Source organism: Curtobacterium sp. PhB190 (assembly GCF_004365385.1).
In the GTDB taxonomy this organism is placed as follows: Bacteria; Actinomycetota; Actinomycetes; order Actinomycetales; family Microbacteriaceae; genus Curtobacterium.
The window spans coordinates 185,400-202,042 of record NZ_SODN01000007.1; the positions used below are offsets into that span (position 1 = coordinate 185,400).

At 70.4% G+C, this 16,643-nt stretch carries 12 protein-coding genes and 1 pseudogene; 7 read left to right on the forward strand and 6 right to left on the reverse strand.

The genetic code is table 11. From position 1 onward, the window contains the following. The first annotated feature begins 90 nt into the window (after positions 1–90). The 3 genes from EDF47_RS13350 (at position 91) to EDF47_RS13360 (ending at position 4,039) form a co-directional block, all read left to right on the forward strand. Positions 91–555 (forward strand): MarR family winged helix-turn-helix transcriptional regulator, encoded by a 465-nt coding sequence (locus EDF47_RS13350; RefSeq protein ID WP_131881958.1) that lies wholly within the window; start codon positions 91–93, stop codon positions 553–555. Between the two features lie 105 nt (positions 556–660). Next, entirely contained in the window at positions 661–2,445 is a 1,785-nt protein-coding gene (locus EDF47_RS13355; RefSeq protein WP_131881956.1) for a DEAD/DEAH box helicase, read from the forward strand. A gap of 265 nt (positions 2,446–2,710) precedes the next feature. After that, positions 2,711–4,039, forward strand: coding sequence for a fibronectin type III domain-containing protein (locus tag EDF47_RS13360; protein ID WP_131881954.1), 1,329 nt, complete (start codon positions 2,711–2,713; stop codon positions 4,037–4,039). Between the two features lie 234 nt (positions 4,040–4,273). Here the strand turns inward: EDF47_RS13360 and EDF47_RS13365 are convergent, their stop codons facing one another. Then, positions 4,274–5,200: an NAD-dependent epimerase/dehydratase family protein gene (locus EDF47_RS13365; protein ID WP_131878120.1), complete on the reverse strand. Its 927-nt coding sequence runs from the start codon at positions 5,198–5,200 to the stop codon at positions 4,274–4,276. 124 nt (positions 5,201–5,324) lie between these two features. On the opposite strand from EDF47_RS13365, the gene EDF47_RS13370 reads away from it, so the two are divergent. From EDF47_RS13370 to opgC, 4 genes and pseudogenes are all read left to right on the forward strand, one after another. Next, positions 5,325–6,065: a TetR/AcrR family transcriptional regulator gene (locus EDF47_RS13370; protein ID WP_131878122.1), complete on the forward strand. Its 741-nt coding sequence runs from the start codon at positions 5,325–5,327 to the stop codon at positions 6,063–6,065. A 293-nt stretch (positions 6,066–6,358) separates the two neighbouring features. Further along, a pseudogene (locus tag EDF47_RS13375) lies at positions 6,359–8,342 on the forward strand (glycosyltransferase). Further along, a complete protein-coding gene (locus EDF47_RS13380; RefSeq protein ID WP_165901162.1) occupies positions 8,339–8,749 on the forward strand; it encodes an ATP-binding protein in 411 nt (136 codons plus the stop codon). Before EDF47_RS13375 ends, EDF47_RS13380 begins: the two are co-directional and overlap by 4 nt. Next, on the forward strand, positions 8,746–11,271 hold the full coding sequence (opgC, locus tag EDF47_RS13385) for an OpgC domain-containing protein (protein WP_131878126.1): 2,526 nt from the start codon (positions 8,746–8,748) through the stop codon (positions 11,269–11,271). Before EDF47_RS13380 ends, opgC begins: the two co-directional genes overlap by 4 nt. A gap of 218 nt (positions 11,272–11,489) precedes the next feature. Here opgC and EDF47_RS13390 read toward each other — a convergent pair whose 3' ends face one another. The 5 genes from EDF47_RS13390 to EDF47_RS13410 form a co-directional block, all read right to left on the reverse strand. Next, complete coding sequence (locus EDF47_RS13390; RefSeq protein WP_279432376.1) at positions 11,490–12,593, reverse strand: Gfo/Idh/MocA family oxidoreductase; 1,104 nt, start codon at positions 12,591–12,593, stop codon at positions 11,490–11,492. Further along, complete coding sequence (locus EDF47_RS13395; protein WP_131878128.1) at positions 12,590–13,420, reverse strand: ThuA domain-containing protein; 831 nt, start codon at positions 13,418–13,420, stop codon at positions 12,590–12,592. The genes EDF47_RS13390 and EDF47_RS13395 overlap by 4 nt, the downstream gene beginning before the upstream one ends. 47 nt (positions 13,421–13,467) lie before the next feature. After that, positions 13,468–14,358 (reverse strand): carbohydrate ABC transporter permease, encoded by an 891-nt coding sequence (locus EDF47_RS13400; protein ID WP_111084887.1) that lies wholly within the window; start codon positions 14,356–14,358, stop codon positions 13,468–13,470. Beyond that, on the reverse strand, positions 14,355–15,215 hold the full coding sequence (locus tag EDF47_RS13405; RefSeq protein ID WP_111084886.1) for a sugar ABC transporter permease: 861 nt from the start codon (positions 15,213–15,215) through the stop codon (positions 14,355–14,357). Before EDF47_RS13405 ends, EDF47_RS13400 begins: the two co-directional genes overlap by 4 nt. Positions 15,216–15,363: 148 nt before the next feature. Continuing rightward, positions 15,364–16,575, reverse strand: coding sequence for a sugar ABC transporter substrate-binding protein (locus EDF47_RS13410; protein ID WP_123294666.1), 1,212 nt, complete (start codon positions 16,573–16,575; stop codon positions 15,364–15,366). Positions 16,576–16,643: the final 68 nt, after the last annotated feature.

Sequence of the window (16,643 nt, forward strand, 5' to 3'; positions counted from 1 at the left end):
CCTTTTTCGTGCTGTGTAACTTTGCAGACCGCGCAACGATACATCTGTTGCTTCCAGCAAGCAACTAAATGTGCCCACTACGCTGGCCCCATGTGCGACGACCGGCGTGCCGCCGAGCGACTCCTGCGATCCCAGCTCGACCGGCTGTGGGTCCGGCAGACCCTGCGTTCCTCGCTCATCGAGTCCCGCGGCGGGCTCGACCCGACGGCGCGGGTGATCCTGCGTGCCGTCGCCGGTCACGGACCCGTCCGGGCGACCGCGATCGCCGACGCGACGGGCCTGTCCCGCCCGGTGATCAGTCGCCGGGTGGCGTCGCTGGTCGAGGCCGAGCACCTGGTCGGCTCGCCGGACCCCGCCGACGGCCGAGCGACCCTGGTCTCGCTCGCACCCGCGGGCAAGCAGTTGCTCGACCAGCTCGACGCCGCCGGCGCCGAGGTCTTCGACGACCTCACCGAGGAGTTCGCCTCGGACGAGCTGCGCTCGCTCGCCGAGATGCTCACGCGACTGAACGACCGGGCCGACGCGGTCCTCGGGATCGGCACCACGCGCCCGTGACGTGACCAACAAGAGGACGGGAGGCGCGGGGCGGGCCCGCCCCGTTCCTCCCGTCCGCACGCCCCCCGGTCACTGCGGAGCGTGCATTCGAGATACCGTTGGTGTATGAGCACGGACACCGCCACCACCACCGAGACCACCGACGAGGGGCCCGTGGTGACCTTCGCCGATCTCGGCCTGAGCGATGCTGTGCTCAAGGCCGTCAAGGACATCGGCTACGAAACCCCTTCCGCCATCCAGGAAGCCACCATCCCCACACTGCTCGACGGCCGCGACGTCGTCGGCCTCGCGCAGACCGGAACCGGCAAGACCGCCGCCTTCGCGCTGCCGATCCTGTCCCGCATGGAGCCCGGCAGCAAGAAGCCGCAGGCCCTCGTGCTGTCCCCGACGCGTGAGCTCGCCCTGCAGGTGTGCGAGGCGTTCGAGCAGTTCGCGTCGCACATGAAGCACGTCCACGTCCTGCCGGTCTACGGCGGTCAGGCGTACGGCGTGCAGCTGTCCGCCCTGCGCCGCGGCGTCGACGTCATCGTCGGCACCCCCGGTCGCATCATGGACCACCTGGCGAAGGGCACGCTCGACCTGTCCGAGCTGAAGTACCTCGTGCTCGACGAGGCCGACGAGATGCTCAAGATGGGCTTCGCCGAGGACGTCGAGACGATCCTGGCGGACACCCCCGACGACAAGCAGGTCGCCCTGTTCTCGGCGACCATGCCCGCCCAGATCCGCCGCATCTCGCAGCAGTACCTGACGGACCCGGCCGAGATCACCGTCAAGACCAAGACGAAGACCGCCGCGAACATCACGCAGCGCTACCTGATGGTCTCGTACCCGCAGAAGGTCGACGCCCTGACCCGCATCCTCGAGGTCGAGGACTTCGAGGGCATGATCATCTTCGTCCGCACCAAGAGCGAGACCGAGACCCTGGCCGAGAAGCTCCGTGCCCGTGGTTACGCCGCAGCCGCCATCAGCGGTGACGTCGCCCAGGCCCAGCGCGAGCGGACCGTCAACCAGCTGAAGTCCGGCAAGCTCGACATCCTCGTCGCCACGGACGTCGCCGCCCGTGGCCTCGACGTCGACCGCATCACCCACGTCGTGAACTACGACATCCCGGTCGACATCGAGTCCTACGTGCACCGCATCGGCCGCACCGGTCGTGCCGGCCGCTCGGGTGACTCGATCAGCTTCGTCACCCCCCGCGAGCGTCGCCTGCTCTCCGCGATCGAGCGCCACACGAAGCAGCCGCTCACCCAGATGCAGCTGCCGACGATCGACGACGTCAACGAGACGCGCCTGACCCGCTTCGACGACGCGATCACCGCGGCGCTCGAGGACCAGGGTCGCATCGCTGCCTTCCGCGACGTCATCGCGCACTACGTCGAGCACCACGACGTCCCCTCGGACGACGTCGCCGCCGCCCTTGCCGTCGTGGCGCAGGGCGACTCGCCGCTGCTCCTGACCGCAGCCGACGACGCCCTCCGCACGCAGATGGAGCGCGACGCCCGCCGTGGCGAGCGCGACGACCGCGGTGCACGTGACGACCGCGGCCCGCGCAGCGACCGTGGCGGCGACCGTGGTGGCGACCGGGACCGTGCGCCCCGCCGTTCGCAGCCGATGACCGCCTACCGCATCGAGGTCGGCCGCCGTCACCGCGTCGAGCCGCGCCAGATCGTCGGCGCCCTGGCCAACGAGGGTGGCCTGCGCCGCGACGACTTCGGTGCGATCCGCATCCAGCCGGACTTCTCCATCGTCGAGCTGCCCGCCGACATGGACGGCGGCGTGCTCGACCGCCTGACCGACACCCGGATCAGCGGAAAGCTCATCGAGATCAAGCCCGACCGCCGTGGTGGTGGCCGCCGCGACGAGCGTCCGGAGCGCAAGCCGCGCTACTGACGCGAGTCGCGTCGTCGACGCGAGTTGCGTCCTGGACGCGACCACCTCTTGACGGGAGGCACGGTGCCAGCTGGCACCGTGCCTCCCGTCCGTCGTCCGGTCGCGTCTCCCGCCGCGGGCCGCCCCGCGTGCCGGCCTTGCGTCACCAGCTTTGCGGTGCGGGGAACCGCAGATCACGCTCGGATCCGTTCCCCTGGCGCCCGAGCGGTGCTGTGATACCTGGAGCCGTGACGCAGGGAGCCGCGGAGAAGGCAGGGGAACGAACGTGTACCGAGCACTCATCACCGTCGCAGCAGCGGCGGCGCTCGTCATCGGGGGAGTGGCGCCGGCGACGGCAGCCCCCTCGTCCTCGGCGCCCGGAGCGCCCACCACCGTCCGGGTCACCGGAGCCGGCGACAGCGCGACCGTGACCTGGGGCGCCCCGAAGTCGGGCGCGAAGGTGACTGGTTGGAAGGTCACGATCGCCCCCGCGCAGCAGCAGCCCGGCAACGGCGTCGACCGGCTGCCGGCGAAGGCGCGGTCCGACCGCTTCGGTGACCTGACGCCGAAGACGACCTACAAGTTCTCGGTCCGGGCGATCGGCGCGAAGAAGTCCGGCCGCACGATCCTGGTCCGCTACACCACGCCGTCCGTGGTCGACACGACGCAGTCGCTCTTCGCCCTCGACGCGTCCGGCAACGTCGTGCGCTTCGCCGAGGACGGTTCCGGCGCCGGGAAGGTCGTCGCCGCGAAGGGGACGGGCTTCGCCGCGGACGACGTCGGTGACGTGTTCACCCCCTCGGCGGACCTGACCTCGATCCTGTTCCACCCCGCCGACGGAAGTGCCACGCGGACGCTGGCGACCGGGCTGCACCTGACCCCCGACCTGCGTTCCGACGTCGCCGGCAACCTGTACTGGATCGACTCGGTGACGGGGGCCGTGCAGAAGCTCCCCGTCGGCAGCTCCACCGCGACGACCGTGCTCGACCTGACTGCCACGGGCAGCGGCCAGCGGTTCTGGACCGTCACCCCCGACGGCAAGGTCGTCGCCGTCGGTGGTTCGCAGATCTCCCCGATCGTCGTGGGCACCGGCACGGCCGCACGGGCGATCACGCTCCCCGGCAGCTCCGGCGTCGGGTACCCCGCAGCGGTCCTCGCCGACTCGCACGGCAACGTGTACGTCGACATCCGCTCGCCCGGTGGCGCCGGCTCGTGGGCCTGGTACCAGCTGAAGCCGGGCGCCACGGCGCTGACGCGGATCGAGCCCCGGCTGGCGTTCGAGTACGCGGCCGCCAACGCCGACGGGTTCTCGCTGCTGCAGTCCGCCGAGTGGTGCAGCGCCCCCGCCGAGTACCCGACCAGCCCGGCCGGCTGCAAGGTCGACCGCACGATCCCGGACAAGCTCGTGGTCGGCTCCAGTGGGAAGTCCACCGTGGCGGTCTCCGGCATCACGGCGGGGTCGCGCGGGGCGAACACGGGTGCCGCCTCCGACGACGGCGACGTGTTCGCGAACGTCGACAGCGGGCCCTCGGCCGGGCTGTGGCGCGTGCCGGCCTCCGGCGGGGCTGCGCAGCAGCTGTCGTCGGCGCAGTACTCGCGGCTGCTGGTGATCTGACCGGCAGACCGAGGCAGGACGGGGTGGGACGCAACGGCGCGTCCCACCCCGTCCTGTGTTCCGGGGGTCGGGGCGGGCGCGGGCGTCGTGCGGGGGGGGGGTCGTGCGGCGGGGCCCGAGGTTCCGAAATCTTGGAGTGTCGGCGCTCTCTCGGTCACTCCGTGGAACCTCGGCGGCACACCGGCGGCATGTTGTGGAACCTCGGCGGCGGCGCAGCCCGCCACCCAGCCCGCCTCACGCCACCCCCGCCACGGTCCGGCGACACACCTCATCCCACGGGGTCGGCTCGATGCCGAACACCGCGCGGCTCTCGGCATCGTCGACCACGTACGGTGCGGTCCACTGGTAGCTCATCTCGGCGAGCTCCCGCATCATCGGCGACACGAGCCCGAGCGCACGGATCACCCCCGCGGGCATCCGGTGGACGCCCACGGGTGCCTTGCCCGCCGCTGCCAGCACCTCGGTCAGTGCCTGCCGCTGGGTGCGAGGAGCGTTGCTCGGCACCATCCACGTGCGGCCGTGCGTGCGCTCGTCCGAGGCTGCCGCCACCAGGGTCCTGGCGACGTCGAGCACGTCGGTGAAGGTGTGCGGCAGGTCGGTCCTGCCGATCATCGTCACGGCCTTCCCCTGCAGTGCGGCCGGCAGCACCCGCGTGACGTGTCCGTTCGCCCCGATGCCCGGCCCGACGTAGTCCGAAGCGCGGACCTCGACCGTGCGGATGCGTCCGGCACGGTGCGCGGCCAGGGCATCGGCCCACAGCCGTGCGCGGAGGATCCCCTTGTGGTCGGTCGCCGCGTCCGGTGTGTCGGGGCGCATCGGGCCGTCGACCGGGCCGTACGGGTACAGGTTCCCGGTGATGGCGTAGACGGCTCCGGTCCGCTCGGCAGCGGTCAGCATCGACGCCGCGAGCGGTGGCCAGGTGCGCTCCCACTGGGTGTAGTCGCCGGGGTTCGCGCAGTTGTACAGCACGGCGGCGCCGTCGGCTGCCCGGGTGAGGGCCTCGGCGTCGGAGGCGTCGAGCGCGAGGTGATCGACCCCTGACAGGCCGGTGTCCCGACCCGAGCGGGTGGCGACGGTGACGTGCTCGCCGCGCTCGGCGAGCAGCGCGGCGACGTGGCGGCCCACCGGGCCGGCGCCGATGACGAGGTGGTGGTGCGACATGGTCCCTGCTTCCGTTCTGGTTGTGAGAGCGGTGCTCTCGCAACCAGGATGCGCGTCCGGCGACGAAAGAGCAAGAGCACTGCTCTCATTTGTGTGCAGTGCTCTCTTGTGGCATGGTGACCAGATGGCACCGACAGCACGCGAGCTCGCCCGGCAGACGATCCGGGCGGACATCCTGGCCGCCGCGCGCACCCGCCTCACCGACGAGGGGCCCGCAGCGCTCAGCCTCCGAGCCGTCGCCCGCGACGTCGGCATGGTGTCGTCCGCGGTGTACCGGTACTTCCCGAGTCGCGACGACCTGCTCACCGCGCTGCTCATCGTCGACTACGACGAACTCGGCGCAGCGGTCGAGGCTGCTGACGCTGCGGCCGGCCCGGAACCGGGTGCGCGCTGGGTCGCCGCGTGCCGCGCGATCCGATCGTGGTCCGTCGCGCACCCGGGCGACTTCGCGCTGCTGTTCGGATCGCCCGTGCCGGGCTACGCCGCACCGCGCGAGACGGTCGTGCCCGCCGCGCGGACGACGCTCGCGCTGGTGCGGGTGGTGGCCGACGCGGTCGCGCCCGGCGGGGACGTCACGTCGGCGTCGGGAGCGGACGGGAGGCCCGGATCACCCGCCGCGCCCACGGCGGCTCCCGGGGTGGCCGGTCCCGCCGTCGCAGACGCAGTGACCACCCTGCGGTCGTTCGGCATCGCACTGCCCGACGAGGTCCTGGTCCGCACCCTGATGGCCTGGTCGACGGTGTTCGGGACGATCTCGTTCGAGCTCTTCGGCCACTTCGTCGGCTCCGTGTCCGACGGCGCCGCCTACTTCGACCAGGTGGTCGCGCGGCTCGCCCACGACCTCGGGTTCGCCGCCGCGTTCTGACCCGGTCGTGCGGTCGCCCCGGGCCGTTGTCCACGACTCGCACTCGGGGCCTGACAGAGTTCCGGTCACTGCGGTAGACAGGTCCCTACGCCGAGGTCGTGCCCGACGACCGGAGCGGACGGCCGGCACGGTGTCCCCTGGGCAGCGACCGGACGGCACCACACCCGGGCGTGCGCTGCGGCCGGGGTCCGCGCGGATCAGGAGGCACCCTTGCGACGCAGCTCGGCCGGCGACCCCGCAGACGGAGCGACCCGGTGACGGCGCTCGACGTCAGCCGCCAGGACCGCCGCCGGCTGACCACCGGCACGGCCCGCCGACGACTCGTCACGGTGCGCACGGTCGCGCTCCTGGCGTCGATCGCCGGTGTGAACTACGTCGTCTGGCGCTGGGCCGCCTCGGTGAACTGGCACTCCTGGTGGATCGCCGTGCCGCTCATCCTGGCCGAGACCTACAGCGTGATCGACTCGCTCCTGTTCGCGTTCGGGGCATGGCGGTTGCGCGAGCGCGGTGAGCCCCCGACGAAGCCGTCCTCCGACGTCACGGTCGACGTCTTCATCACCACCTACAACGAACCCGTCGAGATGGTCGTGCGCACGGCCCGTGCGGCGCAGGCGATCACACCCGCACACGACGTGGATCCTCGACGACGGCAACCGCCCCGAGATGCGTGCGGCCGCCGACTCGCTCGGCGTCGGTGTCATCACCCGCGGTGCCGACTGGATCGATCGTCCCCGGCACGCCAAGGCCGGCAACCTCAACAACGCCCTGCTCGCGACCCAGGGAGAGTTCCTGCTCATCCTCGACGCCGACCAGGTACCAGAGCCCGGCATCCTCGACCGCACGCTCGGCTACTTCAAGGACCCGCGGATGGCGCTCGTGCAGACGCCGCAGTGGTTCGAGAACGTCCCCGAGGCGGACCTGCTCGGCAGTCAGGCGCCGCTGTTCTACGGGCCGATCCAGCAGTCGAAGGACGGCTGGAACGCCGCCTTCTTCTGCGGGTCGAACGCGATCCTGCGGCGCGAGGCACTGATGCAGCTCGGCATCTCCCGCTACGTGGTCGAGGTCGAGGCCTCGGTGCAGCGCACGATCACGACGTCGCGGAAGCTGCTGGCCCGTGCGCGTGAGACCGAGACGGACCCGCGGGTGCTCGGCGCCCTGGACGAGGCCGAAGCCGTCGTCGACCGCGCTCGCGACCAGGTCCGGTCCGGCGAACCGCTCGGCGACGTCACCTACGCGTTCCAGCGGGGGATCGACACGATCGCCTTCCGGTTCGCCGCCGCCGACCTCGAGTCGGTGCGGAACGACCTGCAGGAACTCGCCGCGATGTCGACCGACGCGAACACCTTCGCCGGGCTCGACGACGCCGCGCTCGACGTGCTCGGGCGGCGGGACGCATCGCCCGTGGCGGCCATCGAGTCGATCGCGGTCCTCGCACGGGCACTCGACGTCAACCGCGACGACGAGGCGCAGCCGATCATGCCGCTGGCGACGATCTCGGTGACCGAGGACATGGCGACCGCCATGCGGCTGCACGGGCTCGGCTGGAAGTCGGCGTACCACGACGAGATCCTGGCGAAGGGCCTGGCGCCGGAGGACATGCCGACCATGCTCGTGCAGCGGCTCCGTTGGGCGCAGGGCACCATGCAGGTGTTCTTCCGCGAGAACCCGCTGGTGCAGAAGGGCCTGTCCTGGGGGCAGCGCCTGATGTACTTCTCGACGATGTGGAGCTACCTGTCCGGGTTTGCCGCGATCGTCTACATCGCGGCCCCGGTGCTCTGCCTGTCGTTCGGCGTCGTCCCGGTGCAGGCCTACAGCGTCGACTTCTTCGCCCGGCTGATCCCGTTCCTCGTGCTCAACCAGCTGCTGTTCTGGGTGGTGGCCGCCGGCAGACCGACGTGGCGCGGGCAGCAGTACTCGCTCGCGCTGTTCCCGGTGTGGATCGAGGCGGTGACGAGCGCGTTCGAGAACGTGTTCCGCGGCAAGCCGCTCGGGTTCCGGGTCACGCCGAAGGTGCGCGACGAGACCGAGCAGAAGCCCCGGTGGGACCTCGTCAAGCCGCAGCTCATCGCGATGGGGGCGCTGGTCGCGGCACTGATCCTGATCGGCATCCGCTACCTGACCGGGCAGGCGTCGGGCATCGCGCCGCTCGTCAACACCGCATGGGTCGTCTTCGACCTGTTCATCTTCAGCATCGTGACCCGGGCCGTGCTCTACCGCGGCCCGGGCACGGGAGTCCAGTCAGAGCACGAGTCGAGCACCGCCGGAGGACCACTGTGAACGCCGAGACCACCTTCGACGTCGCCGCGACGCCCGTGTCGCTCGACGAGGTCCAGGACCGCTTCGGCGTCTGGTGGGACGGCCTCGGCATCGACGACGCCCGGCTCCGCTTCGCGCTGGAGACCGCGCTGGCCGAGGTCGCGGCGAACATCGTGGAGCACACGATCCGTTCCGACCAGGAGACCGGTCGGCGCTACACCGTGCGGCTCGAGTCGACCGACCGAGCGCTCACCGCGGAGCTCACCGACAACGGTCTGCCCGTGGACATCGACCTGAGCGCCGTCACGATGGCCGACGTCGAGCAGGAGAGCGGACGCGGTCTGGCGCTCGCGATCGCCGCCCTCGACCGGCTGGAGCACCGGCACGAGCACGGGCACAACGTCTGGACGCTGGTGTGCGACCGGTGAGGCTGCTGGCGGCCCGCGTGGTCGCCGTCCTCGTCACGATCGCGACGCTCCTGCTCGGCGGTGCGCTGCCGGCGTCCGCGGTGACGGAACACACGGCCGCGGCGACGGTGCACACGGCCTCGGCCACGGAGCCGGCGAGCGGGACGACCTGGTTCGGCCCGGACCTCGACTGGGGCGACGACTCCCCGGCGGGGTACGAGGGACGGCTCGGTGCGACGCCGTCGATGTACGGGGTGGAGATCGACTACCCGCTCGACCGCTCGGCCCGGCGGGAGCTCCTCCGCGCGACGCGTGCCGCGGCGACGCAGGGCGCGGTCCTCGTCGTGAGCCTCGAGCCCGGGCAGTCGCTCCGGTCACTCGACGCCGCCGACGCCCGCGCCGCGAACACCGCGTTCCAGGAGATCCACGACCAGTACGACACCCAGGTGCTCGTGCGGTTCGCGCCGCAGATGAACGGCACGTGGGTGCGCTGGGGGCAGCAGCCGACCCAGTTCGTGCAGGCGTTCCGGACGCTCGCGACCGCGGTGCACGGCGGCGACTCCGACGCGCGCATGGTGTGGTCGCCGTCGTACGGTGCGGGGTACCCGTTCGGTGAGTCTGCGGGACGCCTGGCGGACCTCTCCGCGACCGACGTCGCGAAGCTCGACACCAACGGCGACGGCGAGCTGACCGCGGCCGACGACCCCTACGAGCCGTACTGGCCGGGCGACGCCTCGGTGGACTGGGTCGGCTTGTCGATGTACTACTTCGGCAAGGGCAAGTCGACCGAAGCCGCCGGTCGTGACGTCCCCCTCACCCGCAACGACGTGCCGGAGCGTGGCGAGGTCGAGTCCCGGTTCGACGAGACGTGGGGCTACGAGCAGCAGCAGGCGGACAGCTTCTACGACCGGTTCGCCGTCGCCGGTGACCGGTCGATGCTGCTCGACACCGGCGCGCTGTACGACCACACCCGCCGGGGCGACGCGGAGCTCCCGGTCAAGCAGGGCTGGTGGCGGCAGGTGATCGCCTCGGTCCAGGACCGCCCGTTGATCCGGGGCGTGACCTTCCTCGAGACGAACCGCCGCGAGCCTGAGGCCGGGAACCGTGTCGCCGACTGGCGCGACACAGCGGTGCCCGGGATCGCCGGGTCGTTCCGCACCGACCTCGAGCGCGGCGACCACTTCGCCTTCGGGCCCGTCACCGACCGCATCACCACGCAGCAGGGCAACGCCGCGACCGACCAGCAGTACGACACCGGCGGCGACCAGATGGCGTGGATCGTCTGGGTCGCCGTGGGCCTGGCGGTGGTGTTCCTGCTGAGCGGGCTGTTCGGACGGTTGCTGCCGAGCTGGCGCTACCCCGACGACGGCAAACCCGGGCGTGACCTGCGTCTCGACCTGTTCCGCGGGTTCATCATCCTGGCGGTGGTGATCACCCACATCGAGATCGGCGGGCCGTACTCGTACCTCACGCTGCACGCGGTCGGTGCGATCACCGGTGCCGAGATGTTCGTGTTCCTGTCCGGCATGGTCCTCGGCATGACCTACCCGTTCGCCATCAAGAAGTTCGGCGAGTGGGCGGCCGCGATCGGGGCGTGGAAGCGTGCCCGCAAGCAGTACCTCGTCACGCTCGTGGTGATCGCGGTCGTCTTCGCGCTGAGCTTCGTCCCGTTCCTGAACACCGACGCGATCACGACGTTCACCGACCGGGGGACCGGCACCGGGGGCGTCGGCGCCGAGGGTCGGGTGTACGACCTGTACCCGAACGCGATGCAGCTGCTCGGCTACCCGCCGCCGTGGTACGCCATCCGACAGTTCCTGCTGCTCGAGATGGGCCCGTGGCCGTTCAACATCATGGGCCTGTTCGTGGTGCTGAGCCTGTTCATCCCACCGCTGCTCTGGCTGATCCGCCGCGGTTTCTGGTGGGTGGTGCTCGTCGTGAGCTGGGCGCTGTACGTGTTCCAGGCCCTCAATCCCGAGTTCCGCCCGCTGAACTCGCAGTTCGAGGCGGTCTTCCCCCTGCTCACCTGGCAGGTCGTGTTCACCCACGGACTCGTGCTCGGGTACTACCGTCGGCAGATCATCGGCGCGCTCACCGGGCGGCTCGGCAAGGTCCTGGTCGGCATCGGTGTCGGCTGCTACGCGGCGTTCCTGGTGTACGTCTGGGCGGCGAACCACGCCGGGTTCACACCGGTCCCGTTCCCGGCGTCGATGTACGAGGACCTGTACAACACGGCGTACCAGCGGGTGGACCTGCAGTGGGGCCGACTGGTCGACATCGCGTTCTTCGCGATCGTCTCGTACGCGATCCTGACGGTGTTCTGGAAGCCGATCTCGACGGCGATCGGCTGGCTCTGGATCCCGATCGGGCAGGCGAGCCTCTACGTCTTCGTGTGGCAGGTGTTCTTCGCGCTGGCGATCGCGTCGATCCCCGGCGTGCCGTGGGGCGACTTCTGGATCGGCTTCGTGGTGCACTCGGCGTTGATCCTGCTGGCCTGGTACATGGTCCGCAAGAGGTTCCTGTTCTCGGTCATCCCGCGTTGACGTGACCGCGGGACGGACGGGAGGCCCGTGGCGGCGTCGCCACGGGCCTCCCGTCCGTCCTCGGTCGCGTCCACCGCACGCGCCGCGCCCGACAGGAGCGGTCGCGGTCCCGCGACTCGCCTCTCACGTCCGCCGAGGTTCCGATCGGGAGCCTGACGGCCGCCGACATGCCGAGATCTCGGAACCTCGGGGGAACACGCGCGCGCGTGCCGGGGCGCCTACGGCGTGGGGACGGGGGTGCTCAGCGCCTCGCGCACGGGGCCCCAGGCGGCCAGGCGGTCGCGGACCGCGTCGTGCCGCTCGGCGGCGAGTGCCTCGACGTGTGCGCGCTCGAGCACCTCGTCGATGACGATGCGCTGCCCGGTGCGGGTCGAGGCGATCGCCGCCTCGACCATCGCGAGGCTCATGACGTTGCCGTGCACCTCACCATCCGGGGTCTCGCCGGAACGCACGGCGTGCACGAAGGACGTCAATGCCCCGGCGATCTCGTGCCCGACGCTGGCGGCGGGCGACGGCGCACCGGCTGTGCCGTCGAGGTCGCTGGACGGGTCGTGGTCGCCGTCCCACAGCGCCGTGCCAGCCGCGCCCGAGGCCCGCCAGTCGCCGTTCCACGAGGTCTCGGCCCCCGGTGCGCACCACGAGCCGTCGTACACGTACCGGATGTCGTCCTCGAAGGCGAAGACCGCTGCCGCCGCCGCGTCGCCGCGGTACCAGGACCACGACGGGTTCCACGACTCGCAGTACACCGACACCGGGTCCCGTTCGAGCACGTAACGGGCGGAGTCGAACGCGTGGATCGCCATGTCGAGCAGCAGGACGTCGTCCATCTGCTCGCGGAAGCCGCCGAAGTGCGGGGCCTTGGCGAACCGGGTGCCCAGGCCGCCGATCGCGCCCAGGCCGCGCACGTGCTGGCGGAACGCGACGAGCTGGTCGTTGTAGCGCCGCGACTGCGACACCATGAACAGCTTGCCGGTGGCCTCGGCGGCCGCGGCGAGCGACAGTGCCTCGGCGACGGTCTGCGCTGCCGGCTTCTCGCCGAGCACGGGGAGTCCGGCGTGCAGGGCCTGCAGCGTGACGGGGTGGTGCGCGACCGGGACGGTGATGTCGAGCACCGCCTGTGCACCGGTCTCGGCGGCGAGCACGGTCAGGTCGGTGCCGACGGGGATGCTCGGGTCGCCGGCGTGTTCGGCACCGGCCCGGGCGGCGTCGAGGTCGAGGTCGACGATGCCGACCAGCTCGACGTCGGGGTCGGCGGCGACGGTGCCGAGCCAGGCCCGACCCATGCCCCCGGCACCGACCTGCAGGACGCGGAGCGCGGTCACGCCTGCGCCCCGGCGTGGTCGTCGACGGGGGCGTCGTCGACCGGAGCGTCGTCGACGGGCGCGTCGTCGAACGGGCCGCGGTAGTGCTGGCCCTCGAAGTACTCGCCCAGGTCGTAGCGGCGGAGCGTCGGGATCTCGCGCTCGCGCTCCGGCCGGGCCCACTCGGTGGCGTTCGCGATCACGCGGCGGACGTCCTTGTGGTGGTACACGGGGAAGTCCTGGTCGCCGGGCGAGAAGTAGAAGATCTTCCCCAGACCGCGGCGGTACGTCATGCCGCTCCGGAACACCTCGCCGCCGGTGAAGCCCGAGATGAACACGAGCTCGTCGGGGGTCGGCACGTCGAAGTACTCGCCGTACATCTCCTGCTCGGGGATGACGATCGGGTTCGGGACGCCGCGCGTGATCGGGTGCTGCGGGTTGACGGTCCAGACGAGTTCCTGGTCGTGCTCGCTCCGCCAGCGCAGGGTGCACGTGGTGCCCATCAGCTTGCCGAAGATCTTCGACCAGTGGCCGGAGTGCAGGACGACCAGGCCCATGCCGGACAGGACGTGCTTGTGCACCCGGTCGACCACGGCGTCGTCGACGTCCTGGTGCGCGGCGTGCCCCCACCACGTCAGGACGTCCGTCGCGGCCAGGACCTCGTCGGTCAGGCCGTGCTCGGGTTCCTGCATGGTGGCGGTCCGGACGACGGCGTCGGGCAGGTTCTCGCGGATGCCGTCGGCGATCGCGCCGTGCATGCCGTCGGGGTACCGCTCGGCGACGTGCTGCTCGACCTGCTCGTGGACGTTCTCGCCCCAGACGGTGATGCGCAGCGGGGTGGTGGTCATGGTGTGCCTTTCTGGCTGGGTTGCGTGGTGGCGTCGGTCCGGGGCCGTCACTTGACGGCACCGCCGAGGGCACCAGCGGAGATGTACTTCTGCGCGAAGATCAGCAGGACGGCAGCGGGCAGGGACGCCAGCACCGAGGTCGCCATGACGGGTCCCCAGTCGGTGACGTTCGAGCCGATGTAGTTGTAGATGCCGAGCGTGATCGGTCGCACTGCGGTCGTCGACGTCAGGGTCAGTGCGATGAGGAAGTCACCCCACGCGCCGAGGAACGTGAAGAGCGCCGCGGTGACGATGGCGTTCCGGCTGATCGGCACGACGATCGACACGAACGCCCGGAAGTCGCTGGCGCCGTCGACCAGTGCCGCCTCGACCAGGCTCGGCGGGATCGACTCCATGAACGCCCGCATGAGCAGGATGGCGAACGGCACCTGGACCGCGCTGTCGGCCAGGATCAGCCCGACGTAGCTGTTGAGCAGCCCGATGTTGTTGAACAGCGTGTACAGCGCGTTCGCGATGACGATCGCCGGGATCATCTGGGTGATCAGCAGCACGAGCAGGAACACCCGGCCGCCGCGCATCCGGAACCGGGCCAGCCCGTAGGCGGCCGGCGTCGCGATGGCCAGCGTCAGCAGGACGGTTCCGAGGCCGATGATCATGCTCGACAGGAAGTTCTGTCCCTGCTGGGCGAACGCGGCCTCGTACCCGGCGAAGGTGGGGGAGAAGGGGAACCACGTCGCCGTGGCGGCCCCGGACGTCGCCTGCAGACTGGTGTTCACCATCCAGTAGACGGGGAACACCATGATCGCGAGGAACACGCACCCGAGGATCGTGAACGGGATGCCCTTGGCGGAACCGCGCGGGCGGGGTGCCCGGGTGGTCCGCTTCGTCGTGATCGCGCGGGTGGCGGTGACGGTCTGGTTCGCGAGTCCGACGCTCATTCGTCGACCGCCTTCCGGGAGATCGCGATGTAGACCATCGCGAAGACGAACGAGACGACGATGAGCACGTTGCTCACCGCGGCTCCGATGCCGAACTGGAAGTTGATGAACGACTGGTGGTACGCGTTCGTGGCGAGGGTCTGGGTCGAGTTCGCCGGCCCGCCGCCGGTCAGGCCGAGGATGATGTCCACGACCTTCAACGTGTAGACGACCCCGAGCACGACCACGACGCTGACCACCGACCGGATGCTCGGCCACGTGATGTACCAGAACGCCTTGAACCCGGTGGCGCCGTCGAGCGACCCGGCCTCGTAGAGCTCCGGCGGCACGGACTGCAGGCCGCTGTAGAGGATCGTCGTGTTGAACGGGATGCCGAGCCACACGTTGACGCCGATGACGGCGATGAGCGCGAGGCTCGGGCTGACCAGCCACGGGACCGGGGCGATGCCCACCAGGCCAAGGAGCTGGTTGAGTGCCCCGCTGTCCTGGTCGAGCAGCCACTTCCACACCGCGCTCGAGGCAATGAGCGGCAGCAGCCACGGCAGGAGCAGGAGCCCCCGCAGGAAGCCCGACAGCGGGAAGTGCCGACGGAAGAACAGCGCGAGGCTCAGCCCGATGACGAACTGCAGGATGATCGAGCCGGCCGTGAACAGGGCGGTGTTCACGAGGCTCGTCGTGAAGACCGAGCTCTGGAACACGGAGATGTAGTTGCCGAGTCCCACCCAGGGGGCTTCGCCGGTGAAGAAGGTCGCCGTCGTGTAGTCCTGGAAGGACATGATGATGTTCTTCACCACGGGGTAGCCGAAGAAGACGGCCACGAAGACCGCCGCTGGCACCACGAAGAGCCATCGGGTCACGCCGGATCGGAACCGGGCTCGTCGTTGCCCGGGTCGGGGTGTCGTCACGGGCGGGATCGTCCGTGGTCGTGTCTGTGTCGAGGCGCTCACGCCGGGGTCCTTTCCTGCACGCCGGAGGGAGCCGACCGGTCGGCCGGCTCCCCGTGGACTACTGCTCTTGCGACTGCGCCTGCTTGAGCGCTGCCTCGGGGCTGGCCTTGCCGGTGAGGGCGAGCTGGACGGCGGTGTAGATCTTCGTGGCGGCCTTGGGCCAGTCGGGTCCGAGCTCACCGGTGCGGGCGCGGGCGGTCTGCACCGTGGTGACGAAGGACGCGACCTGCGGGTGGTCCTTCGCCCAGGCGGCGCCGGCCTCGAGGTTGGTCGGCACGTTGCCGCTCACCTCGGACAGGGTCTTCTGCATCTTCTGCGAGTGGAGGCAGCCGACGAACTTGCCGGCGAGCTGCATCTTGTCCTTGTCGCCGGTCTGCGGGACGGTGAACGCCTCGCCGCCGAGCGGTGCGACCGTGGCCTCGCCGGTGCGCGTCGGGATCGGGACGCTGTCGAACTCGAGGCTCTTCTTCTCGTTGAGCGCCGGCAGCTGCCAGGGACCGTTGATCATCATCGCGGCCTTGCCGGCCAGGAACTGGTTGTTGACGTCCGCCTGGGCCCAGTTGATCGAGCTCTTCGACATCGAGCCGTCGTCCTGCAGGTCCTCGACGAGCTGCAGCGCCTGGGTGGCGTCCGCGGTGGCGATGTCCTTCTCGTCACCGCCGTTCGACCAGAAGAACGGCAGGAACTGCCAGGTGCCCTCGTACGTGTTGATGTTGCTCATCGCGAAGCCGTAGGTCGAGCCCTTGGTGAGCTTCTTCGCCGCGGCCTTGAGCTCGTCCCACGTCTTGGGCGGCTGGACGCCGGCGTCCGCCAGGAGCTTCTTGTTGTAGTAGAGCGCGATGGAGTTCGTGTTCGACTGCAGGCCGTAGAGCTTGCCCTTGTAGGTGCTCGCCGCCTTCACGCCGGGGACGTCGCCGTCGGCGTCGAGACCGTAGTCGGACAGGTCGGACAGGGCACCGGAGGAGGCGATCTGCTGGACGTCGGGGTTGTCGAGCATGAGGACGTCGGGCAGCGTCTTCGACGATGCCTGCTGCAGCACCTTCGCGATCAGACCGGCGCCGGCGACGTGGTTGATCGTGACCGTCGCGCCGACCTCCTTCGCGCAGGTCTTGTAGACCGGGTTGTAGTTCGCGTCGTAGTAGTCCTCGATCGTCAGGGCCTTGCTGCCGCCCGACGAGGCCGATCCGGAGCCGGAGCAGCCGGACAGGACCAGGGGGATCGTGGCGACGACGGCGACAGCGCCGACGAGGGCGCGCGTCCGGCGGGACATGGAGGGGAATCTTTGCTTCATTGCAGAGCTCTTCTCTTGACGGGTGCTGGGGCAGGCACGCATCGACG

Excerpts from the sequence above, each read along its gene's own strand:
- EDF47_RS13350 (WP_131881958.1), top strand. The coding sequence starts at position 91 with ATGTGCGACGACCGGCGTGCCGCCGAGCGACTCCTGCGATCCCAGCTC.
- EDF47_RS13355 (WP_131881956.1), top strand. The coding sequence starts at position 661 with ATGAGCACGGACACCGCCACCACCACCGAGACCACCGACGAGGGGCCC.
- EDF47_RS13365 (WP_131878120.1), bottom strand. The coding sequence starts at position 5,200 with ATGTCGCACCACCACCTCGTCATCGGCGCCGGCCCGGTGGGCCGCCAC.
- EDF47_RS13370 (WP_131878122.1), top strand. The coding sequence starts at position 5,325 with ATGGCACCGACAGCACGCGAGCTCGCCCGGCAGACGATCCGGGCGGAC.
- EDF47_RS13395 (WP_131878128.1), bottom strand. The coding sequence starts at position 13,420 with ATGACCACCACCCCGCTGCGCATCACCGTCTGGGGCGAGAACGTCCAC.
- EDF47_RS13400 (WP_111084887.1), bottom strand. The coding sequence starts at position 14,358 with ATGAGCGTCGGACTCGCGAACCAGACCGTCACCGCCACCCGCGCGATC.
- EDF47_RS13410 (WP_123294666.1), bottom strand. The coding sequence starts at position 16,575 with ATGTCCCGCCGGACGCGCGCCCTCGTCGGCGCTGTCGCCGTCGTCGCC.